This is a genomic window from Sulfitobacter sp. UBA1132, from assembly GCF_002311545.1.
Lineage (GTDB): Bacteria > Pseudomonadota > Alphaproteobacteria > Rhodobacterales > Rhodobacteraceae > Sulfitobacter > Sulfitobacter pontiacus.
This window is the reverse complement of record NZ_DCAN01000004.1, coordinates 276222-292917: the sequence shown is the minus strand read 5'-3', so window position 1 is coordinate 292917 and position 16696 is coordinate 276222. Positions and strand designations below refer to the sequence as shown.

The window sequence follows — 16696 nt, the reverse complement described above, 5'->3', positions numbered from 1 at the left end:
CGACGATCGTGCTTATTCCAATAAAAGGGCAGAATATGCGCATCATTTTAATCATCTCGGGCCTTACACTGCTCGCAAGCTGCGGCGTGCCCTTTGTCCCGTTCATCTAACCGCCTGACCTAGGGCATCTCGGTAGGGGTTTCGGGCGGGGCGCACATCGCTTTGATTCCAGTGGCAATTTCGGGCGTGGCGGCAACGGTATCGGCGACGATATCGCGTGCGCTTTGCATAAGCTCCTCGGCTGGCACGATACGATCGACCAAGCCGAACGTTAGTGCCTCTTCGGCGGTGATCTTCTGCCCGCCCATCAGAATAAGCTTGCTGCGCGCAGGGCCGATCAAGGCTGCCATACGTGCGGGGTCGCTGGGTTGCGGCAAGAACCCCAGTTTCATCACCGGATAGAAAAATCTGGCCCCGGGCACGCAAATCCGCAGATCGCAGGCCAGCGCCATACCCATAGCGCCCCCCGCCAGCGTCCCGTTCAGCGCGCAGATGCTCAGCCCCGGCAGCGCGGCAATCGCGCCCGACAGCCTCTCCCATATGTCAGAGATAGCGAGCCCCGCGCGCGCCTCGTCCAGATCGGCACCAGCACTGAACACTTTGCCAGTACCCGTCAGGATCACCGCGCGGGCGGCTTGGGCGTCCTCCATGAACTCGGCCAGGGCGACCAGCATCTCGTGGGTGAGAGAATTCGCCTTGTCCGGCCGGTTGATCGTCGCGACCCAGACAGGGCCTTCGCGGTCGAAATCGATCATACCAGACCAATCGCTTTGCGGATGCCCTCGTCGCGCAGCGAGATTTCCTCGCCACAGTATGTGTCGGCCTCGGCGCTGCACATCCACAACAGGGCCCGCGCGGGCCAATCGGCGGGGATGTGATCTTCCCATGCCAGTTCGCTGACGGGGTTGATGCCGCTTGCCTTGATCTCGCGCTGCATCTGGGTTGCGACCGTGCCCGGCGACAGGCCGATGGCGCGGATCCCGTTCGCGGCTTCCTCCAGGTGGATCGAGCGGCCCATCATGTTCACCGCCGCTTTGGACGCGCAATAGTGGCTCCAGGCTTCGATGGCGTGATGCGCGGCACCCGAGCTGATGGTCAGGATCGACCCGCCGCCTGCGTCTTTCATCACGGGCAAGACAGCGCGCATGCCGTTGTAGACGCCCTTGAGGTTGATATCGATGACCTGCGACCATTCGTCAGGGTCCGACGCGGAAAGATGCGAGATCGGTTCGATCACACCGGCGTTGTTGATCAGCACATCGACGCCGCCAAAGGCCCCCAGCACCGTTTCCACCGCCGAGGACATCTCACCGAAACGCGCCACGTTGCAGGGGATCGCGATGGCTTGCTTGCCGATTTCGCCCGCCAGATCGGCAATCGCGTCCTGAGACCGCGCCATCAGCACGACATTCGCCCCTGCGTCTGCAAAAACCCGTGCCGCTTCGGCCCCGATCCCGCGGCTGGCACCGGTGATCATCACGGTTTTACCTGTCATATCCATCGTATAATTCCCTTTGTCATCAATAAGCCCCGCACGGGGCCTGCCGTACACGGCGTTTGGTGACATCGTTAGCAACAACATCCGCCAGCGCCAATCAAAAGCGCCCCCGCGGGCGGAACATCGCAGATTGGCGCGGGTCGCTTTGCCTTGTAAGGTGGCGTCGGGCGCTTACCTTTAGCGCAACCGCGCTGTCACCGGATAGCCGCCCGCGATTTGCGACAAAGGAATTTTTCATGATCCGCCCTCTCTTCGGCAGTGCCGCCCTCTCAGTTCTTTTTACCTCGTCCAGCGCTTTGGCGGATGTGACGCCGCAGGATGTGTGGCGTGACTGGCAGGACCATATGCAAAGCATGGGCTATGCGCTGACGGCCACCGAAAAGGTATCCGGGGATACGCTCGCGGTGAGCAATGTCCGCTTTGATCTGACGAGCGAGCCTGATCTGGGCCAGATCTCGATGTCGCTTGAACAATTGAGCCTTGTGCAAAACGACGATGGCACCGTGTCGGTGGTCATGCCCGACGCAATGCCCTTGGTGTTCGAAATCACCCCGACCGACCCGGATGAAGACCGCGTGCGCGCAGCGCTTATCGTGAACCAGACTGGCCAGGACATGCGCGTGAGCGGGACCCCGACCGACCTAAGCAGCGCCTATGCTGCCGGTCTTCTAGGCTTGACGCTGGATCAGATGACGGTGGGAGACGAGACCTTCGGCCCCGACAACGCGGCGCTGAATGTGGTGCTGAACAACGTCGAATACGCCTCTAAATCGGTTCTGGACGATATGCGCGCCTATGCGCAGGACGGGTCCATTGCGTCGATGACTTTTGACATGCGCTTCAAAGACCCCAAAGAGCCCGCCATCGCGACGATCAACGGCACCTCGACGGATATGACGTTCGACGGCGACGGGCGCTTGCCACTTGGTATTGCGCAGGCCAGTGATATGGCCGCGATGCTGCGGGCAGGTATGACCGGCGCGGGCACGTTCACCAGCGGCAACAGCACCATGACGGTCGACATCGAAGATCCCGAGAACGGTAATATGTCTGCCGCTGTCGCCTCTGAAGGGGGGCGTTTGACGGTTGAAACCAGCGCCGACGGCATGAGCTATGCCGGTTCGCGTCAGGGCATGGCGCTGTCAGTGCAGCCGCAGCAGTTTCCTTTCCTTCTGTCCTTCGGCCTTGATAATGCGGCGTTCAACCTGAGCGCGCCGGTGCTCAAGACCGACGATGCGCAGGACGTGGCCCTTGGGCTGAACCTCGAAGGGTTCACCATGTCGGATATGGTCTGGGGCATGATCAACCCGCAAGGCACCCTGCCCCGCGATCCGGCCAACCTGTCGCTGGATGTGTCCGGCAAGGCGCGGCTGCTGATGGATTACTTTGACCCCGAGGCCGCGACCAGAATGGCCGAGACCGGACAGGTTCCTGCGCAGCTGGATAGCGTAAATCTGAATGCGCTGATCGTGGATGCACTGGGGGCCAAGCTGACCGGTAATGGCGCGGTCACGTTCGAGCATGACGAGAATGACCCCTCGGCGCTCAAGCCGACGGGCGCTGTTGACCTCAAGCTGGTGGGCGGGAACACCTTGATCGATACGCTGGTGTCCTCGGGCTTACTGCCTGCGCAGATGGCGATGGGTGCGCGTATGATGATGGGCATGTTCGCCGTCCCGGCCGAGGGTGAGGAGGATACGCTGAAATCCAAGCTCGAATTTACCCGCGACGGGCAAATCCTCGCCAATGGGCAGCGGATCAAGTAACCCTTCGCGGCCACGGCCCTCCAGCGACTGGCGTCCCTTGCACAGCTGCGGCAGGGGCGCTAGCAGTCTTTCACCCATTCAAGGAGTATCCCCCCATGTCGCAATCCATTGAGGCGCTGACCAAGTCGTTGCTGCATGCCGCCCGTCAAGCGGGTGCGGATAGTGCTGATGCGATGGCCGTGCGCGGGACGTCGGTGAACGTCGATGTGCGTGGCGGGGTGCTGGAACAGGCCGAACGCGCCGAAGGCGTCGATATCGGGCTGCGGGTTTTTGTCGGGCAACGCTCGGCCAATGTCTCTGCTTCTGACACATCGGACCGCACGATCGAGGAAATGGCGATCCGCGCGGTGGCAATGGCGAAAGAGGCCCCCGAAGACCCCTACATCGGCCTTGCCGATCCCGACCAGTTGGCGACCGATTGGGATGTCGAGGCGCTTGAGCTTTACGACCCCGCGCCCGAGCCTTCGCCCGAAGCGCTGCAAGATGACGCCGCCCGCGCCGAGGCCGCAGGGCTGGCCGTCAAAGGTGTCAGTCAGGTGCAGTCCGCGGGTGCGGGCTATGGCGCGCAACAGGTATTTATGGCGGCCAGCAACGGCTTCGAAGGCGGATACCGCCGTACCGACCGCGGGCTGTCCTGCGTTGCAATCGCTGGCAGCGGCACAGGGATGGAGCGGGACTATGACGGCGACAGCCGCATCTTCCAGAGCGACCTGCGCAGCCCCGAAGACATCGGGACCAAAGCCGGTGAGCGCGTTCTTGAACGCATGGGTGCACGCAAACCGCCCACGGGGGCCTATCCGGTATTGTTTGATGAACGCATTTCCTCGGCGTTGATCGGGCATCTTCTGTCTGCGATCAGCGGCACGGCGATTGCACGCGGTGCCTCGTGGCTGCGCGACGCTATGGGCGAACAGGTGTTGCCAAAGGGCATGTCCCTGATCGAAGACCCGTTTCGCCCCCGCGTCGCAGGTTCGCGCCCGTTCGATGGCGAAGGGCTGCCCACGTCGCGCCGCACCATAGTGGACGACGGGATGTTGCAGGGCTGGACCCTTGATCTGGCAACCGCGCGCAAGCTGGGGCTAACCCCGACCGGCAACGCGGCACGCGGCACCGGATCGAACCCCGGTCCGGCCACATGGAATATCGCGCTGTCCCAGGGCAATGCCACCCGCGCGGACCTGATCCGTGATATGGGCACAGGTCTTTTGGTGACGTCGATGATCGGGTCGACCATCAACCCCAATACCGGCGACTACTCTCGTGGGGCGTCCGGTCTGTGGATCGAAAACGGCGAGATCACCCACGCGATCAACGAATGTACCATCGCGGGCAATCTGCGTGATATGCTGCAATCGATTGTACCGGCCAATGACGCGCGCGCGCATCTGAGCCGCGTTGTCCCGTCGCTTCTTGTCTCGGGAATGACCCTTGCCGGCGCTTGATGACCTCTCCCTTCTGATCGAGGCCGCACGCCGCTCGGGCGAGATTGCGACCTCTTTCACTGGCAAGACCGCGCAGCGTTGGGACAAGCCCGATGATGCCGGTCCGGTGACCGAGGCTGACCTTGCGGTGAACGCGATGCTGCACCAGACGCTGACGGCGGCACGCCCGGAATATGGCTGGCTGTCCGAGGAAAGCGACGACGGTACACGGCGGCTGGGGCAGCGTGATCTGTTCATCGTCGACCCGATTGACGGCACACGCAGCTTTATCGAAGGGTCAGATACTTGGTCCCATTCCCTTGCCATTGCGCGCGACGGGAGGATCACGGCGGCGGTGGTGTTCCTGCCCATGCTCGACCGGCTCTATGCCGCGGCGGCGGGGGCCGGTGCGACCCTGAACGGGCAAAGCATCTCTGTCTCCGACATCGCCACATTGCCCGAGGCGACCGTGCTGGCCACGAAACCGGTGATGGAAATGCAGCATTGGACCAAGGGCGACCCCGGCTTCAAACGCGCGCACCGTCCGTCGCTGGCCTATCGGCTGGGGCTGGTGGGGCAGGGTCGTTTTGACGGCATGGTCACGTTGCGCAAAAGCTGGGAATGGGACATTGCCGCAGGGGCGCTGATTGTCACCGAAGCAGGCGGGCAATGCACCGACCGCACAGGGCAACCCCTGCGGTTCAACAACCCCGATCCACGCCTGAACGGTGTCGTCGCGGGGGGCGATGCCGTCCATGGGGCGCTGCTAAGCGGCCTTGCCCAGACCCAAGCCACCCCTTAGATTGCCCCCAAGGCCATCTGTTTGAAAACAAAGGACCGCGATATGAACCAACGCTTGCACCTCGTCTTTGGGGGCGAACTGATTTCGCCCACCGGTACCGCGTTCAAAAACGTCGATGACATCCATGTCGTCGGGATTTTTCCGAACTACGCCAGCGCCTATGACGCCTGGAAAAACGAGGCACAGCGCACGGTCGATAATGCGCATATGCGGTATTTTATCGCGCATCTGCACCGTCTGCGCGACGAAGAGGCTGCGGCCTCCTCTACCGAAGAGCTGGGGTAAACTCTTATGGCGCGGTCGCTTGGGCTGTCGGCCTATCGCGCCTTTACCGGTCGCGGGGGCGTGCCGCCATTCACCCCCGTGGCCAAGCGCCCCGAAGGCGAACTTGTCTGGTGCCACGCCCCCGAACCCGGCAGCTTGTTCGCGATACAGGATCTGGCCATTCGCCTGTGCCGGAGCCGTCCGGGGCTGAGTGTTCTGATCACCGTCCCCCAAGCCTTGGTTCCGGTCGACCTGCCGCCGTGTAGCGAAGCCGACGTGCTGATCGATACCCTGCCCGAGGACCACCCCACGCTTGCCAAGACGTTTATCGATTACTGGCAGCCCGACGCCTGTGTCTGGGCATGGGGGCGTCTGCACCCGAATATGATTGCAGAGATGACCACACAGGCCTGCCCGATGTTCCTGATCGATGCCGACAGCGACGGCTTTGACGGGCGACGCGACCGGTGGCTGCGCGATCTGACCCGCGATCTGCTGATGCATTTCTCGGCGATCATGACGCGGTCGGAGGCGGGGATGCAACGGCTTGTCCGGCTTGGGCTCGCCCGCAAGGACATAGAGCTGACCCCCGCCCTTCAGGCCGGTGGCCGCGTGTTGCCTTGTATGGATTCCGATCTGGCCGATCTGTCGGCTGCGGTCGTGGGGCGTCCGATCTGGTTCGCCAATCAGGTGCTCGAGGGTGAGTTGAACACCGTGCTCACCGCGCACCGCCAAGGGCTCCGCCTGTCACACCGGCTGTTGCTGATCCTCGCGCCCGCCGACCACAAGCAGGCCGATGTTTTCGCGCAGCGGATGGAGGATCAGAACTTTCGGGTGCTGCGATGGGGCGACGCGGGCTATCCCGACGCCTCGACCCAGGTGATGATCGCCGACGATCCGGCAGAGATCGGCTTGTTCTACCGGCTGGCCCCTGTGTCCTTTCTGGGCAACTCGCTGATCAACGGCAGCGGTGGCTGTGATCCGTTCGAGGCCGCGGCCCTGGGATCGGCTGTGCTGTACGGGCCGAAAGTCCGGCGGTATCTGCCGCTTTATACCCGGCTGGCTGCCGAAGGAGCCGCGCGTATCGTGAATGATGCCACAGCGCTTGGCACCGCCGTGAACCGGCTGATCGCGCCAGATCAGGCAGCGACGATGGCGCAGGCGGGGTGGGATGTGATCAGCCGCGGTGCGGCCGTCACCGACAAGGTGATCGACCTTGTGCAGGAAACGCTTGACCAGCAAGAGGCCACATCATGAAACGCGCCCCCGCCTTTTGGCACCGTCCCACGCCCGATTGGCGCGCGCGCCTGTTGCAACCTCTGGGCGCGCTTTATGCCCGAGCTACCGCCCGCAGGCTGGCGGCGGGCACGCCGCTGCGTCTGGATATTCCGGTGGTCTGCGTCGGCAACATCAACGCCGGGGGCACGGGCAAGACGCCAACGGTCATGGCTGTCGTCGAACACCTGCGCGACAGGTATCACACGCCCCATGTGGTGTCGCGCGGTTACGGCGGCACGCTGAAGGGGCCGGTGCAGGTTGATCCGTCGCGCCACACTGCCGCGCAGGTGGGGGATGAACCGCTGCTGCTGGCCGCCTTTGCCGATGTCTGGGTTGCGCAGGATCGCGCAGCGGGGGCGCAGGCCGCGGCGGAAGCGGGGGCCTCGGTGATTGTCATGGACGACGGCTTCCAGAACCCCGCGCTGCATCAGGACCTATCGATTGTGGTGGTGGATGCGGCCAAGGGGTTCGGCAACGGGCTGTGCCTCCCTGCGGGCCCCTTGCGCGAACCCGTTGCTACGGGTCTCGCGCGGGCGGATATCGTGCTGTCCATCGGTGGCGCAGCAGATCAGGCGCAGTTTGACGCGACCGCCTTGCCCGGCGGGCTGCCGCATGTGCGTGCCGAACTCGCCCCCCTGCAAACGGGGATGGATTGGTCCGACACCCGCGCGCTGGCCTTCGCAGGCATCGGCCACCCCGAGAAGTTTTTTGCCACCCTGCGCGATCTGGGGGCAGAGATTGTCCACGCCGAAGCGCTGGAGGATCACCAGCCGCTGAACCCTGCGCTGATGGGACGGCTAGAGGCGGATGCCGCCCTGCGCGGCGCACAGCTGGTCACAACGGAAAAAGACGCGGTGCGTCTGCCCGCGTCTTTCAGAATGAAGGTGATAACCCTGCCTGTGCGACTGAAATTCGATCCTGAAAACGCGCTGTTTGCCGCGCTGGATCAACTGCCGAAACCGGCATAACCGCCAGAGCTTCTAGCGAAGCTCCGGCAGCATGTCGGGGCGAAGCTAGTCGTCCTGCCCCAGCTTTGGCGCGGCACGATGCAAAGCCAGTTCAGCGCCCGAGAATTTGAACGGCGACCGGATGCCCGGCACCCCGTCCAGCTCGACCTTCATGCCGCGCGCGATGACTTGGGGGTCTTCGAACATATCGGCCATGTCGTTGATCGGCCCGGCTGGCACGCCCTCTGCCTCGCAGGCGGCGAGCAGATCGTCGCGGGTGCGTTGGCTGGTAGCCCCGTTCAGACGGCGGATCATCTCAGGCCGGTTGGCGACGCGGTCGGCGTTCTTGGCATAGTCTGCCGAGGTTGCCATATCATCCAGCCCCAGCATCCGGCACAGCCGTTGGAACTGCCCGTCATTGCCCGTGGCGATGATCAGATGCCCGTCAGAGGATGTGAACACCTCGTAGGGGGTCAGGTTCGGGTGTGCGTTGCCCATCCGCGTCGGCGCATTGCCCGTGGTCAGATAGTTCATCGCCTGATTGCCCGTCACCGCAACAGCGCAATCCAGCAATGCCATGTCAATATGCTGGCCAACACCGGTCTGGCTGCGCTGGTGTACCGCTGCCAGAATGGCCGTGGTGGCATAGACGCCGGTAAAGATATCGGTGATCGCCATGCCGTGTTTCTGCGGCTGACGGTCGGGTTCACCCGTGATCGACATCAGGCCGGACATGCCTTGGATGATGAAATCATAGCCCGCGCGATGCGCATAGGGGCCGTCTTGCCCGAAACCGGTGATCGAGCAGTAGATCAGCTTGGGGAACTGCTTGGACAGGCTGGCGTAATCCATCCCGTATTTGGCAAGCCCGCCGGTTTTGAAATTCTCGATCAGGATGTCGGCATCGGCCAAAAGCTCTTTCATCTTGGCCTGACCTTCATCGGTGGTCAGATCGACAACAACCGAGGCTTTGCCCCGGTTGGCCGAATGGAAATACGACGCGGATTTATCTTCCCCGCGCTCGATGAACGGAGGCCCCCACTGGCGGGTGTCGTCGCCCGCCGGGCTTTCGACCTTGATCACCTCGCAGCCGAGATCCGAAAGCGTCTGACCGGCCCAAGGGCCTGCCAGAATACGTGCCAGCTCAATAACCTTGAGCCCTGCCAGCGGGGCCGCCATTATTCTTCCAGCGCTGCGTCGATGATCTCTTTCATCTCGGCATAGGGCATGTTGGAGTATTTCTTGCCGTTGATGATGAAGCTTGGCGTGCTGTTGATGTCATCCGCCTTCTGGTTTTCTTCCCACCATGCGACCAGCGACTGTGCTTTTTCACCGTCTTGCAGGCAGGCGTCCAGTTCAGCGTTGTCGAGCCCGGCCAGACGGCCGATTTTGCGCAGCTCTTCGACGATCGCGGCAGGCTCTCCGGCGCGGACCCATTCCGACTGACCAGCATAGATCATGTCGGTGATGCCAAAGAACTTGTCCTCGCCACCGCAGCGCGACACCATCGACGCCCAAAGGCCGTAGCGGTCAAAATAAACCTCGCGGTAGGTGAAGCCGATTTTGTCGTTGTCGATGTAATCCGCCTTGAGCTGCTGGAACGGGCCTTGGTCGAAGGCGGCGCAGTGCGGGCAGGTGTAGGATGCGTATTCGATGATCTGGACCGCTGAATCGGGGTTGCCCAATGTCATGTCCTGAATTGCAGTTTCGGCTGTCGCCTCTGCGGTTTCTTGCGCTGCGTCCATGCTGTCGGCGCTTGTTGTCTGCGCGTTGGCCGCGCTGACCAGTGGGTTGATCGGTGTGCTGTTCACGGCATTTGTACCGCTGAAAGCGTACCAGCCACCTGCGGCAGCTACGGCAACAGCCGCAAGGATGGGGAATGTCGGTTTCATGTGATTTCCTTTTTCAGCGTTTGGTCTTGTTCAATATGTTCTCGCCCAGACGTGCAAGTGCATCGCGCAGGGCCTCGTTCGCGACAGGGCTGACGGTTTCGGCAGCACGCTGTTGCAAGACGGGGTCGTTCGGCGGTTCGGGATGGGTCTTGGGTTGCGGCGCAAAAGCGACCTGGCCTTCGGCAAAGCCGGTGGCAGCCGTCTGGGTCACCCGCACCCGCGCAATCGCGTTGAACCCGTAGATGGCGTTCACCTTGGCGCGCAGCTGTTCCTTCTGCATCTCCAGCATCGGCGCATTTGCCCCTGTCGTCAGCAAGGTCAGCGTTGCCCCCATACCGCCCCGGCCATAGCTGACCTCGACAGGGCGCGAGATGGCCGCGACGTCCTGGCCGACGATTTCGGCCCATTGGGTCAACAGACGGGATTGGGCAAAGCCGCGAGTCTCGCTCGCCTGACGGATCTTGACCGAAAGCAGGCTATCCGTCCTTTTGAACCCTTTTGTACTGGTACGCCGTGGCGCCATGACTATCTTTCCCGAATGACTAGCCACAACATAGCAATCCTGCCTCGTATCACCAGCCATACCCAACCGAAAAGGTTATAAACATTGCGTGACACCGACCCCTCCGGCGACCTCCCGCTGATCCTTCTGGAATGGTACGATGTCCATGCGCGCGCGATGCCGTGGCGCGTGCCGCCAGCGGCACGGGCGGAGGGCGTGCGCCCCGATCCCTACCGCATCTGGCTGAGCGAAGTGATGCTGCAACAAACCACCGTCGCAACCGTCCGCGACTATTTCCAACGGTTCACCGCGCGCTGGCCTACGGTCGCTGATCTGGCGGCGGCAGCGGATGCGGATGTGATGGGGGAGTGGGCCGGACTGGGCTATTATGCCCGTGCTCGCAACCTGTTGAAATGCGCCCGCGCTGTGGTGGCCGATCACGACGGCCAGTTCCCCGCCGACCACACGGCCCTGCTCAAGCTGCCGGGGATTGGCCCTTATACCGCTGCGGCCGTATCCTCTATCGCGTTTGATCTGCCCTTCACCGTGCTGGATGGCAATGTCGAACGGGTGATGGCGCGGCTCTATAACATCCACACCCCCCTGCCCGCCGCCAAGCCCGAGCTCATGGCACGTGCCGAGGCGCTGACCCCAATCACCCGTCCCGGAGATTACGCCCAAGCGGTGATGGATCTGGGGGCCACGATTTGCACCCCCAAATCCCCCGCCTGCGGCATTTGTCCTTGGCGCGATCCCTGCCTTGCCCGCCGCAATGGCACGGCGGCCGAACTGCCCAAGAAGACCCCGAAGAAGCCGAAGCCGATCCGGCATGGCACGGTCTATCTGGGGCAGCGCGCGGATGGCGCCTGGCTGCTTGAGACACGCCCCGACAAAGGGTTGCTCGGCGGTATGCTCGGTTGGCCCGGCACAGACTGGATCGAGGCAGGCGGCCCGCGCCCCGCAGGCACACCGCCTGCCCCCGCCGACTGGCAGCCCCTTGCGGGGGAGGTGCGGCACACGTTCACGCATTTCCACCTGATGCTGACCGTCATGCACGCGCCCCTACCGGAGGACACGGTGCCAGCACGCGGACACTTTGTCGTGCGGGATGATTTCCGCCCCTCGGACCTGCCCACGGTGATGCGCAAAGCCTATGACTTGCTACGTTAGCGGCGGCGCGGCATAGTTTGTCGCAGCCAAAGCTGTGCCCGATCCCCTTGGGCCAGATAACCCGAAAAGGCCGTGCAGCATGACCTCGCCCACCACAAACATAAGCACCGACCAACTGTCGCAGTTACGGCGTGCGCTGCCTTTTGCCCTTTCCTTTGCGCTGATCCCGCTGGTCTGGATATCCGCCACCGTCGGCGGCTGGACCGTGATCCTGATGCCGCTGGTCACATGGTATCTGTTTTCGATCATCGACGCGATCGCGGGGCTGAACCTTGATAACGCCGATCCGGACGCATCAGACCACGACCTGTTCTGGTATCGCATGATCACAACCGCCTGGATGCCGGTGCAGTTTCTCACGCTCTTCGGCTTGCTATGGTACGTGCCACAGGCCGCGCATCTGTCCGGCTGGGAGAAGGCCGCGGTTTTCTTCGGCGTCGGCGTCATGACGGGCACCATCGGGATCAACTACGCCCACGAGCTGATGCACCAACGCAATAGACGCGAACGCTTCTGGGCCGATGCGCTGCTGGCGATGGTGTTGTATTCGCACTTCCGGTCTGAACATCTGCTGGTGCACCACCGCTATGTCGCCACCCCGCGCGATCCGGTGACCGCACGCTATAACGAAGGGTTCCACCGCTTTTACCCGCGCGTGCTGCGGCAATCGCTGGTGTCCAGCTTTCAGGCCGAAAAAGCGATGCTGGCACGCAAGGGCAAACCCTGGACCGACCTGAGCAACCCGTTTTTCAAATACTGGGCGCTGCAAGCAGGCTGCCTGATCCTCGCCGTGGTCCTTGGCGGCTGGGTCGGGCTGGGCCTGTTCCTGCTGCAAGCGGGCGTGGCGATCTGGCAGCTCGAGCTGGTGAATTACATCGAACACTACGGTCTGACGCGCAAACATCTGGGTGAAGGCAAATACGAACACGTCCAGCCGCGCCATTCGTGGAACGCGGCGCATATGGCGTCAAATTGGCTGCTGATCAATCTGCAACGCCATTCCGACCACCACTATAAACCCGACCGGCGGTTTCCCGTGCTGCAAACCTATGGCGACGCAGAGGCGCCGCAATTACCCTATGGCTACCCCGTCATGACAATGGCCGCGATGATGCCCTGGGTCTGGCGGCGTGTGATGAACCCACGGGTGCGGGAATGGCGCCGGACCTACTACCCCGAGATCACGGACTGGGCCGAGTATAACGCAGGCAAGACCCCCTATCCCCGCTGAACATCGCTGAACCTTCCTGACCGCCTGAAACGAAAAAGACCCCGCCAATGAAAGGCGGGGCCAAGGTGAGTGTCCTTATGGGCACGCCTTCTCATGAGGCGGCAAGGACACCGGCGGTGTTCGTAAATGGGGTGTGAAAGTGGGGAGAGGCCTAGTTGGCCATCTCTGCCCGGATCTGCTGGCGCAAGATATCGATCGGCACGCGTTTACCGTCTTTCTTGTAGCACCAATATGTCCAACCATTGCAGCTTGGCGCTTTCTCATAAGCCGCACCGACTTGGTGGATCGATCCTTTGACCTCGTTCCCGACAAGCGTGCCATCGGCACGAACCTTGGCGGAATACCGGCCGTTCAGGGAATAAAGCTCTTCGCCCGGGCGCAGCATGCCACGTTCAACCAGCTGGCCAAACGGCACGCGCGGCTCGGCGCGCTTCGAGGTGGTGGTCTGCAACGCTTCCTTATCGAACTTGCGCACGGATTTGATCCGCTTTTCGGCAACCTTGCGATACGCCTCTTCCCGTTCGATCCCGATAAAGTCGCGGCCCAGCATCTTGGCAACGGCACCTGTGGTGCCTGTGCCAAAGAACGGATCAAGCACGACATCACCGGGGTTGGTGGACCCCACAAGGATACGGTGCAACAGGCTTTCGGGCTTTTGCGTCGGATGCGCTTTATCGCCCATCTCGTCTTTCAGACGTTCGTGACCGGTGCAGATCGGCAGCACCCAATCACTACGCATCTGGATACCTTCGTTCAGCGCTTTCAACGCTTCGTAGTTGAAGGTGTATTTGGAATTCTCGTCCTTGCCGGCCCAGATCATGGTTTCATGCGCATTGGTAAAGCGCTTGCCGCGAAAGTTCGGCATCGGGTTCGACTTGCGCCACACCACGTCGTTCAAGATCCAGAAACCCGCATCCTGCAATGCGGCACCAACGCGGAAAATATTGTGATAGCTGCCAATAACCCAGATCGCGCCATTGGGTTTCAAAAGACGCCGCGCGGCTTTCAGCCATTCGCGGGTAAACTTGTCATAGACGGCAAAGCTGGAAAACTGGTCCCACGCATCATCGACCGCATCCACCTTTGAATTGTCGGGACGATGCAAGTCGCCACGCAACTGCAGGTTATAGGGGGGATCTGCAAAGATAAGGTCCACCGACTCTGCCGGAAGCGCATTCATCGCTTCGATACAGTCGCCAGAAATGATCGTGTTTAAAGGGAGTGCTGCCGCACCCTTGGTCATCGTCTTCATAATAGCTGCCTCTTGCCCGGCACATTGTGTGCTCTTGGTTATCCACAAGATGCCCCGACAGACGATTCCTGGTCAATTTCTTTTTTGAATCAAGTGGTTAGTTATTTATCTTGATACAACATGTTGTGTACGGGTTTGAACAAACGTCTATGGTGTGGGGTCACACCAATTTTCTGCAACGCCTCCATGTGCTTTTTCGACCCGTATCCCATGTTGGTTTCCCAGCCATATCCGGGGTGCTGTTGCGCCAAGGACAACATGACACAATCTCGACATATTTTGGCCGCAATTGAGGCCGCGGAAATCGACTGCGACCGAGCGTCTCCCTTGATCACGGTTTCGGCAGGCAAGGTCAGATCGCGCGGGATCATATTGCCGTCGATCAACGCATAGTCGGCGGGGATCTTCAGCCCCTCCAGCGCGCGCAGCATGGCAAGGTGGCTCGCCCTCAGGATGTTGAGCTCTTCAATCTCTTCGACCGAGGCATGGGCAACGCTGACATCTGCAACCTGCAAAAGCTCTTCATACAGGCGTTCTCGCGCAGGTTTGCTCAGCTTTTTTGAATCGTTCAGCCCCTCGGGAATGCGATCCGGGTCCAGCACCACGGCAGCGGCAGTGACCGGCCCCGCCAAGGGCCCGCGCCCCACCTCGTCCACGCCGGCGACCCGCTCAAAGCCGCGCGCATGGGCGGCCCGTTCAAATTGAAAATCTGGTTTCATAACCCGTGAAAACCCCAACCCGCGCCAAAGCTCAAGCCCCGCCCACGCGAATTGTGACCTTGCGAAGACTGCGATGTCACAATCGCAAAAGATATCCACAGCACATAAGAAAGGGAGGGATGCCCGAACATCCCTCCCTTCCCCACCCGAGAGCATCGAAATGCCCCCGGTATTGGCACGCTGAGATTAACCGCGCGCCAAACTGTATCCCGCGCCACGCAGGCAGCGGGCGTCATACCCATAGCGGGTGCCCCGATGGGTCCGGATCTGCTGCGCGCATTGCTGCGGCAGACGGTTGGCATGACGGAAATTATTCTCAAGACAGCGGCGGCCGAACATCAGCACCTGACCGCGACGCGTGTCGAAGCTCTGGAAACACTGTTTGGGCAGCAGCTTGGCGTTTGCATGGGTGCGATGCTGCTTGCGCTTGTAGCCCTTGGGCAGCGGACGCGGCTCTACCCGGTGGCGCGATTGCGGCGCGCGGTAGACCGGCACGCGCTCGGCCCGTGGAGGGCGTGGGGCGCGGTACACAGTGTTTGGCGCATGGCGGTGCTTTGACACTTCCTGCCGTGCACGTTCCTCGTCGCGCTTGTTCTTGTCGTGAATGATCTTGCCGACAATGGCCACACCCAAAACACCGACCGCGATTTTTGCCAGATCCCTGTTGCGGTCGCCCGCGGCGGCGGGTGCAGCAGTAAAGGCGGTGATAGCGACGGCTGCGGCTGCAATCGAGGCGATGAATTTATGGTGCAATGTAAAGCGCATTGTCTGATCCTTTCGGTTGGGGGCAACATAGGAAGCACCCCATGCAAAGCCATCAAGAGCGAGGCCGTGGGATCAAACTGGCCGCACCCCCCTCAGACAGGCAATAACACCCCCCTGTTATCGAATAACAAAGCGGTACAGACCCAATGGATATTGAATATCCGCCCGGATAGGCGCAGTCTGATCGTCATGAAACACATCCTCCTTTCTCTGGCTGCTGCGGGGCTTTTGGCCCTCTCCGCCCCCTCTGCCCAAGCGGCGGAATGTTTTGCCGATTACAAGGCAAAGCAGGAAAACCCCTTGCGCCTGCATTATGGTGTGGCGCAAGTATCCGGTGACTGCAGCCGTGCCTCGGCGCAGGCCCAATTGACGGACCGGCTGGCTGCAAATGGCTGGACGTTGCTGACGATCGTCTCTGTCTTTGGCAAGGATGGCCTAAACCAAAGGAAAGCGAGTGCCGGACCAAATTTCCTCCGCTTCTGAGATGCGCCGCACGGGCGGGCGTTTTGTCGGCGGTGGTATCGCGGCCGTTGTGGCGATCATTCTGATCGGCGCAGGGCTGTTGCTATGGGCCTTGCCCGACGCCAATGCCTTTAACGCGCAGGTTGAACGCATCTTTGTCGAGAACGACGATCTGACTACTCAGGCCGAAATCAAACTGCTTGAAATTCTCGCACAATCGGGCACCGCGTTTTCAGAAACCCTGTCGAGCTACCGGATCGTGATCATCGTGCTGCTGGTCTTTGCGACGGCCATGCTGGTCGCGGCGCTGGTGTTCCTGATCATGCTCGTGGGCTTCAACCGCCGCATGGCGCAGATCGAACGGGTGGGGATACAAGTAAACTCGCTCCTGATCAGCCGCGAGGAAAACACCGTCTACCTCAACAACCTCGGCTTCAAACTGACCGCCGCCGCGATGGAAACGATGTCGGTCCTTGCCGAAGCGCGCATGGATGACGACGTGCTCTCAGGCTCCGAGATCGAGGGCATGATCTCGGGCCGGACCGCCGCTGACTGCGACGAAGCAGCAGGGGCCACGCGCATCAAACGTCTGCGCGATACATTGGGCAACCAGATCGTGTCGGAACTGCTGGTCAAGAATATCGCGCGGCGCGGCTATATGCTGGCCATCGACAAGGACGTGATCAAGGTCATCTGACCACTTCATTTTGCCCTGAAAACTCCGGGG

General features: G+C 61.5%; 18 protein-coding genes. 10 read left to right on the top strand and 8 right to left on the bottom strand.

Features of this window, described 5'->3' with window-relative positions; all coding sequences use genetic code 11:
* Positions 1-119 precede the first annotated feature (119 nt).
* Together B4F27_RS02325 and B4F27_RS02320 are read right to left on the bottom strand one after the other, a co-directional pair.
* A complete protein-coding gene (locus tag B4F27_RS02325; RefSeq protein ID WP_286758748.1) occupies positions 120-755 on the bottom strand; it encodes an enoyl-CoA hydratase/isomerase family protein in 636 nt (211 codons plus the stop codon).
* Positions 752-1501 carry an SDR family oxidoreductase gene (locus tag B4F27_RS02320; protein ID WP_005850387.1) on the bottom strand — a complete coding sequence of 250 codons (750 nt, stop codon included), beginning with the start codon at positions 1499-1501 and terminating at the stop codon, positions 752-754. The genes B4F27_RS02325 and B4F27_RS02320 overlap by 4 nt, the downstream gene beginning before the upstream one ends.
* Positions 1502-1734: 233 nt before the next feature.
* Here B4F27_RS02320 and B4F27_RS02315 point away from each other — a divergent pair, with 233 nt between their 5' ends.
* From B4F27_RS02315 to lpxK, 6 genes are all read left to right on the top strand, one after another.
* Positions 1735-3264, top strand: a complete 1530-nt coding sequence (locus B4F27_RS02315; RefSeq protein ID WP_286758747.1) for a DUF2125 domain-containing protein — start codon at positions 1735-1737, stop codon at positions 3262-3264.
* 95 nt (positions 3265-3359) lie between these two features.
* A complete protein-coding gene (locus B4F27_RS02310) occupies positions 3360-4706 on the top strand; it encodes a TldD/PmbA family protein (RefSeq protein ID WP_286758746.1) in 1347 nt (448 codons plus the stop codon).
* The gene (locus B4F27_RS02305; protein ID WP_286758745.1) at positions 4693-5487 is read left to right on the top strand and encodes a 3'(2'),5'-bisphosphate nucleotidase CysQ; all 795 of its coding nucleotides are present in this window, start codon (positions 4693-4695) and stop codon (positions 5485-5487) included. Before B4F27_RS02310 ends, B4F27_RS02305 begins: the two co-directional genes overlap by 14 nt.
* A 42-nt stretch (positions 5488-5529) precedes the next feature.
* On the top strand, positions 5530-5772 hold the full coding sequence (locus tag B4F27_RS02300; RefSeq protein WP_286758744.1) for a DUF4170 domain-containing protein: 243 nt from the start codon (positions 5530-5532) through the stop codon (positions 5770-5772).
* Between the two features lie 6 nt (positions 5773-5778).
* The gene (locus tag B4F27_RS02295; RefSeq protein WP_286758743.1) at positions 5779-7008 is read left to right on the top strand and encodes a 3-deoxy-D-manno-octulosonic acid transferase; all 1230 of its coding nucleotides are present in this window, start codon (positions 5779-5781) and stop codon (positions 7006-7008) included.
* A complete protein-coding gene (gene lpxK / locus B4F27_RS02290; RefSeq protein ID WP_286758742.1) occupies positions 7005-7997 on the top strand; it encodes a tetraacyldisaccharide 4'-kinase in 993 nt (330 codons plus the stop codon). Before B4F27_RS02295 ends, lpxK begins: the two co-directional genes overlap by 4 nt.
* Before the next feature lie 45 nt (positions 7998-8042).
* Here the strand turns inward: lpxK and B4F27_RS02285 are convergent, their stop codons facing one another.
* From B4F27_RS02285 to B4F27_RS02275, 3 genes are read right to left on the bottom strand one after another with little or no spacing between them, the layout of a single operon-like run.
* Complete coding sequence (locus B4F27_RS02285) at positions 8043-9155, bottom strand: CaiB/BaiF CoA transferase family protein (protein WP_005850400.1); 1113 nt, start codon at positions 9153-9155, stop codon at positions 8043-8045.
* Complete coding sequence (locus tag B4F27_RS02280; RefSeq protein ID WP_074636431.1) at positions 9155-9868, bottom strand: DsbA family protein; 714 nt, start codon at positions 9866-9868, stop codon at positions 9155-9157. The genes B4F27_RS02285 and B4F27_RS02280 overlap by 1 nt, the downstream gene beginning before the upstream one ends.
* A gap of 13 nt (positions 9869-9881) precedes the next feature.
* Entirely contained in the window at positions 9882-10391 is a 510-nt protein-coding gene (locus B4F27_RS02275) for a DUF721 domain-containing protein (RefSeq protein ID WP_286758741.1), read from the bottom strand.
* Positions 10392-10475: 84 nt separating this feature from the next.
* Between B4F27_RS02275 and B4F27_RS02270 the strand changes: the two genes are divergently transcribed.
* Positions 10476-11540 (top strand): A/G-specific adenine glycosylase, encoded by a 1065-nt coding sequence (locus B4F27_RS02270; protein ID WP_286758740.1) that lies wholly within the window; start codon positions 10476-10478, stop codon positions 11538-11540.
* Between the two features lie 79 nt (positions 11541-11619).
* Positions 11620-12771, top strand: coding sequence for an alkane 1-monooxygenase (locus B4F27_RS02265; RefSeq protein WP_286758739.1), 1152 nt, complete (start codon positions 11620-11622; stop codon positions 12769-12771).
* A gap of 151 nt (positions 12772-12922) precedes the next feature.
* On the opposite strand, the gene B4F27_RS02260 is transcribed toward B4F27_RS02265, so the two are convergent.
* The 3 genes from B4F27_RS02260 to B4F27_RS02250 form a co-directional block, all read right to left on the bottom strand.
* The gene (locus B4F27_RS02260; protein ID WP_005850409.1) at positions 12923-14023 is read right to left on the bottom strand and encodes a site-specific DNA-methyltransferase; all 1101 of its coding nucleotides are present in this window, start codon (positions 14021-14023) and stop codon (positions 12923-12925) included.
* Positions 14024-14124: 101 nt separating this feature from the next.
* Positions 14125-14742 carry a ribonuclease HII gene (locus B4F27_RS02255; RefSeq protein WP_286758738.1) on the bottom strand — a complete coding sequence of 206 codons (618 nt, stop codon included), beginning with the start codon at positions 14740-14742 and terminating at the stop codon, positions 14125-14127.
* 186 nt (positions 14743-14928) lie between these two features.
* On the bottom strand, positions 14929-15507 hold the full coding sequence (locus B4F27_RS02250) for a hypothetical protein (protein ID WP_074636439.1): 579 nt from the start codon (positions 15505-15507) through the stop codon (positions 14929-14931).
* A 189-nt stretch (positions 15508-15696) separates the two neighbouring features.
* On the opposite strand from B4F27_RS02250, the gene B4F27_RS02245 reads away from it, so the two are divergent.
* Positions 15697-15990 carry a hypothetical protein gene (locus B4F27_RS02245; protein ID WP_009825534.1) on the top strand — a complete coding sequence of 98 codons (294 nt, stop codon included), beginning with the start codon at positions 15697-15699 and terminating at the stop codon, positions 15988-15990.
* Between the two features lies 1 nt (position 15991).
* Entirely contained in the window at positions 15992-16666 is a 675-nt protein-coding gene (locus B4F27_RS02240) for a winged helix-turn-helix domain-containing protein (RefSeq protein ID WP_037942669.1), read from the top strand.
* Positions 16667-16696: the final 30 nt, after the last annotated feature.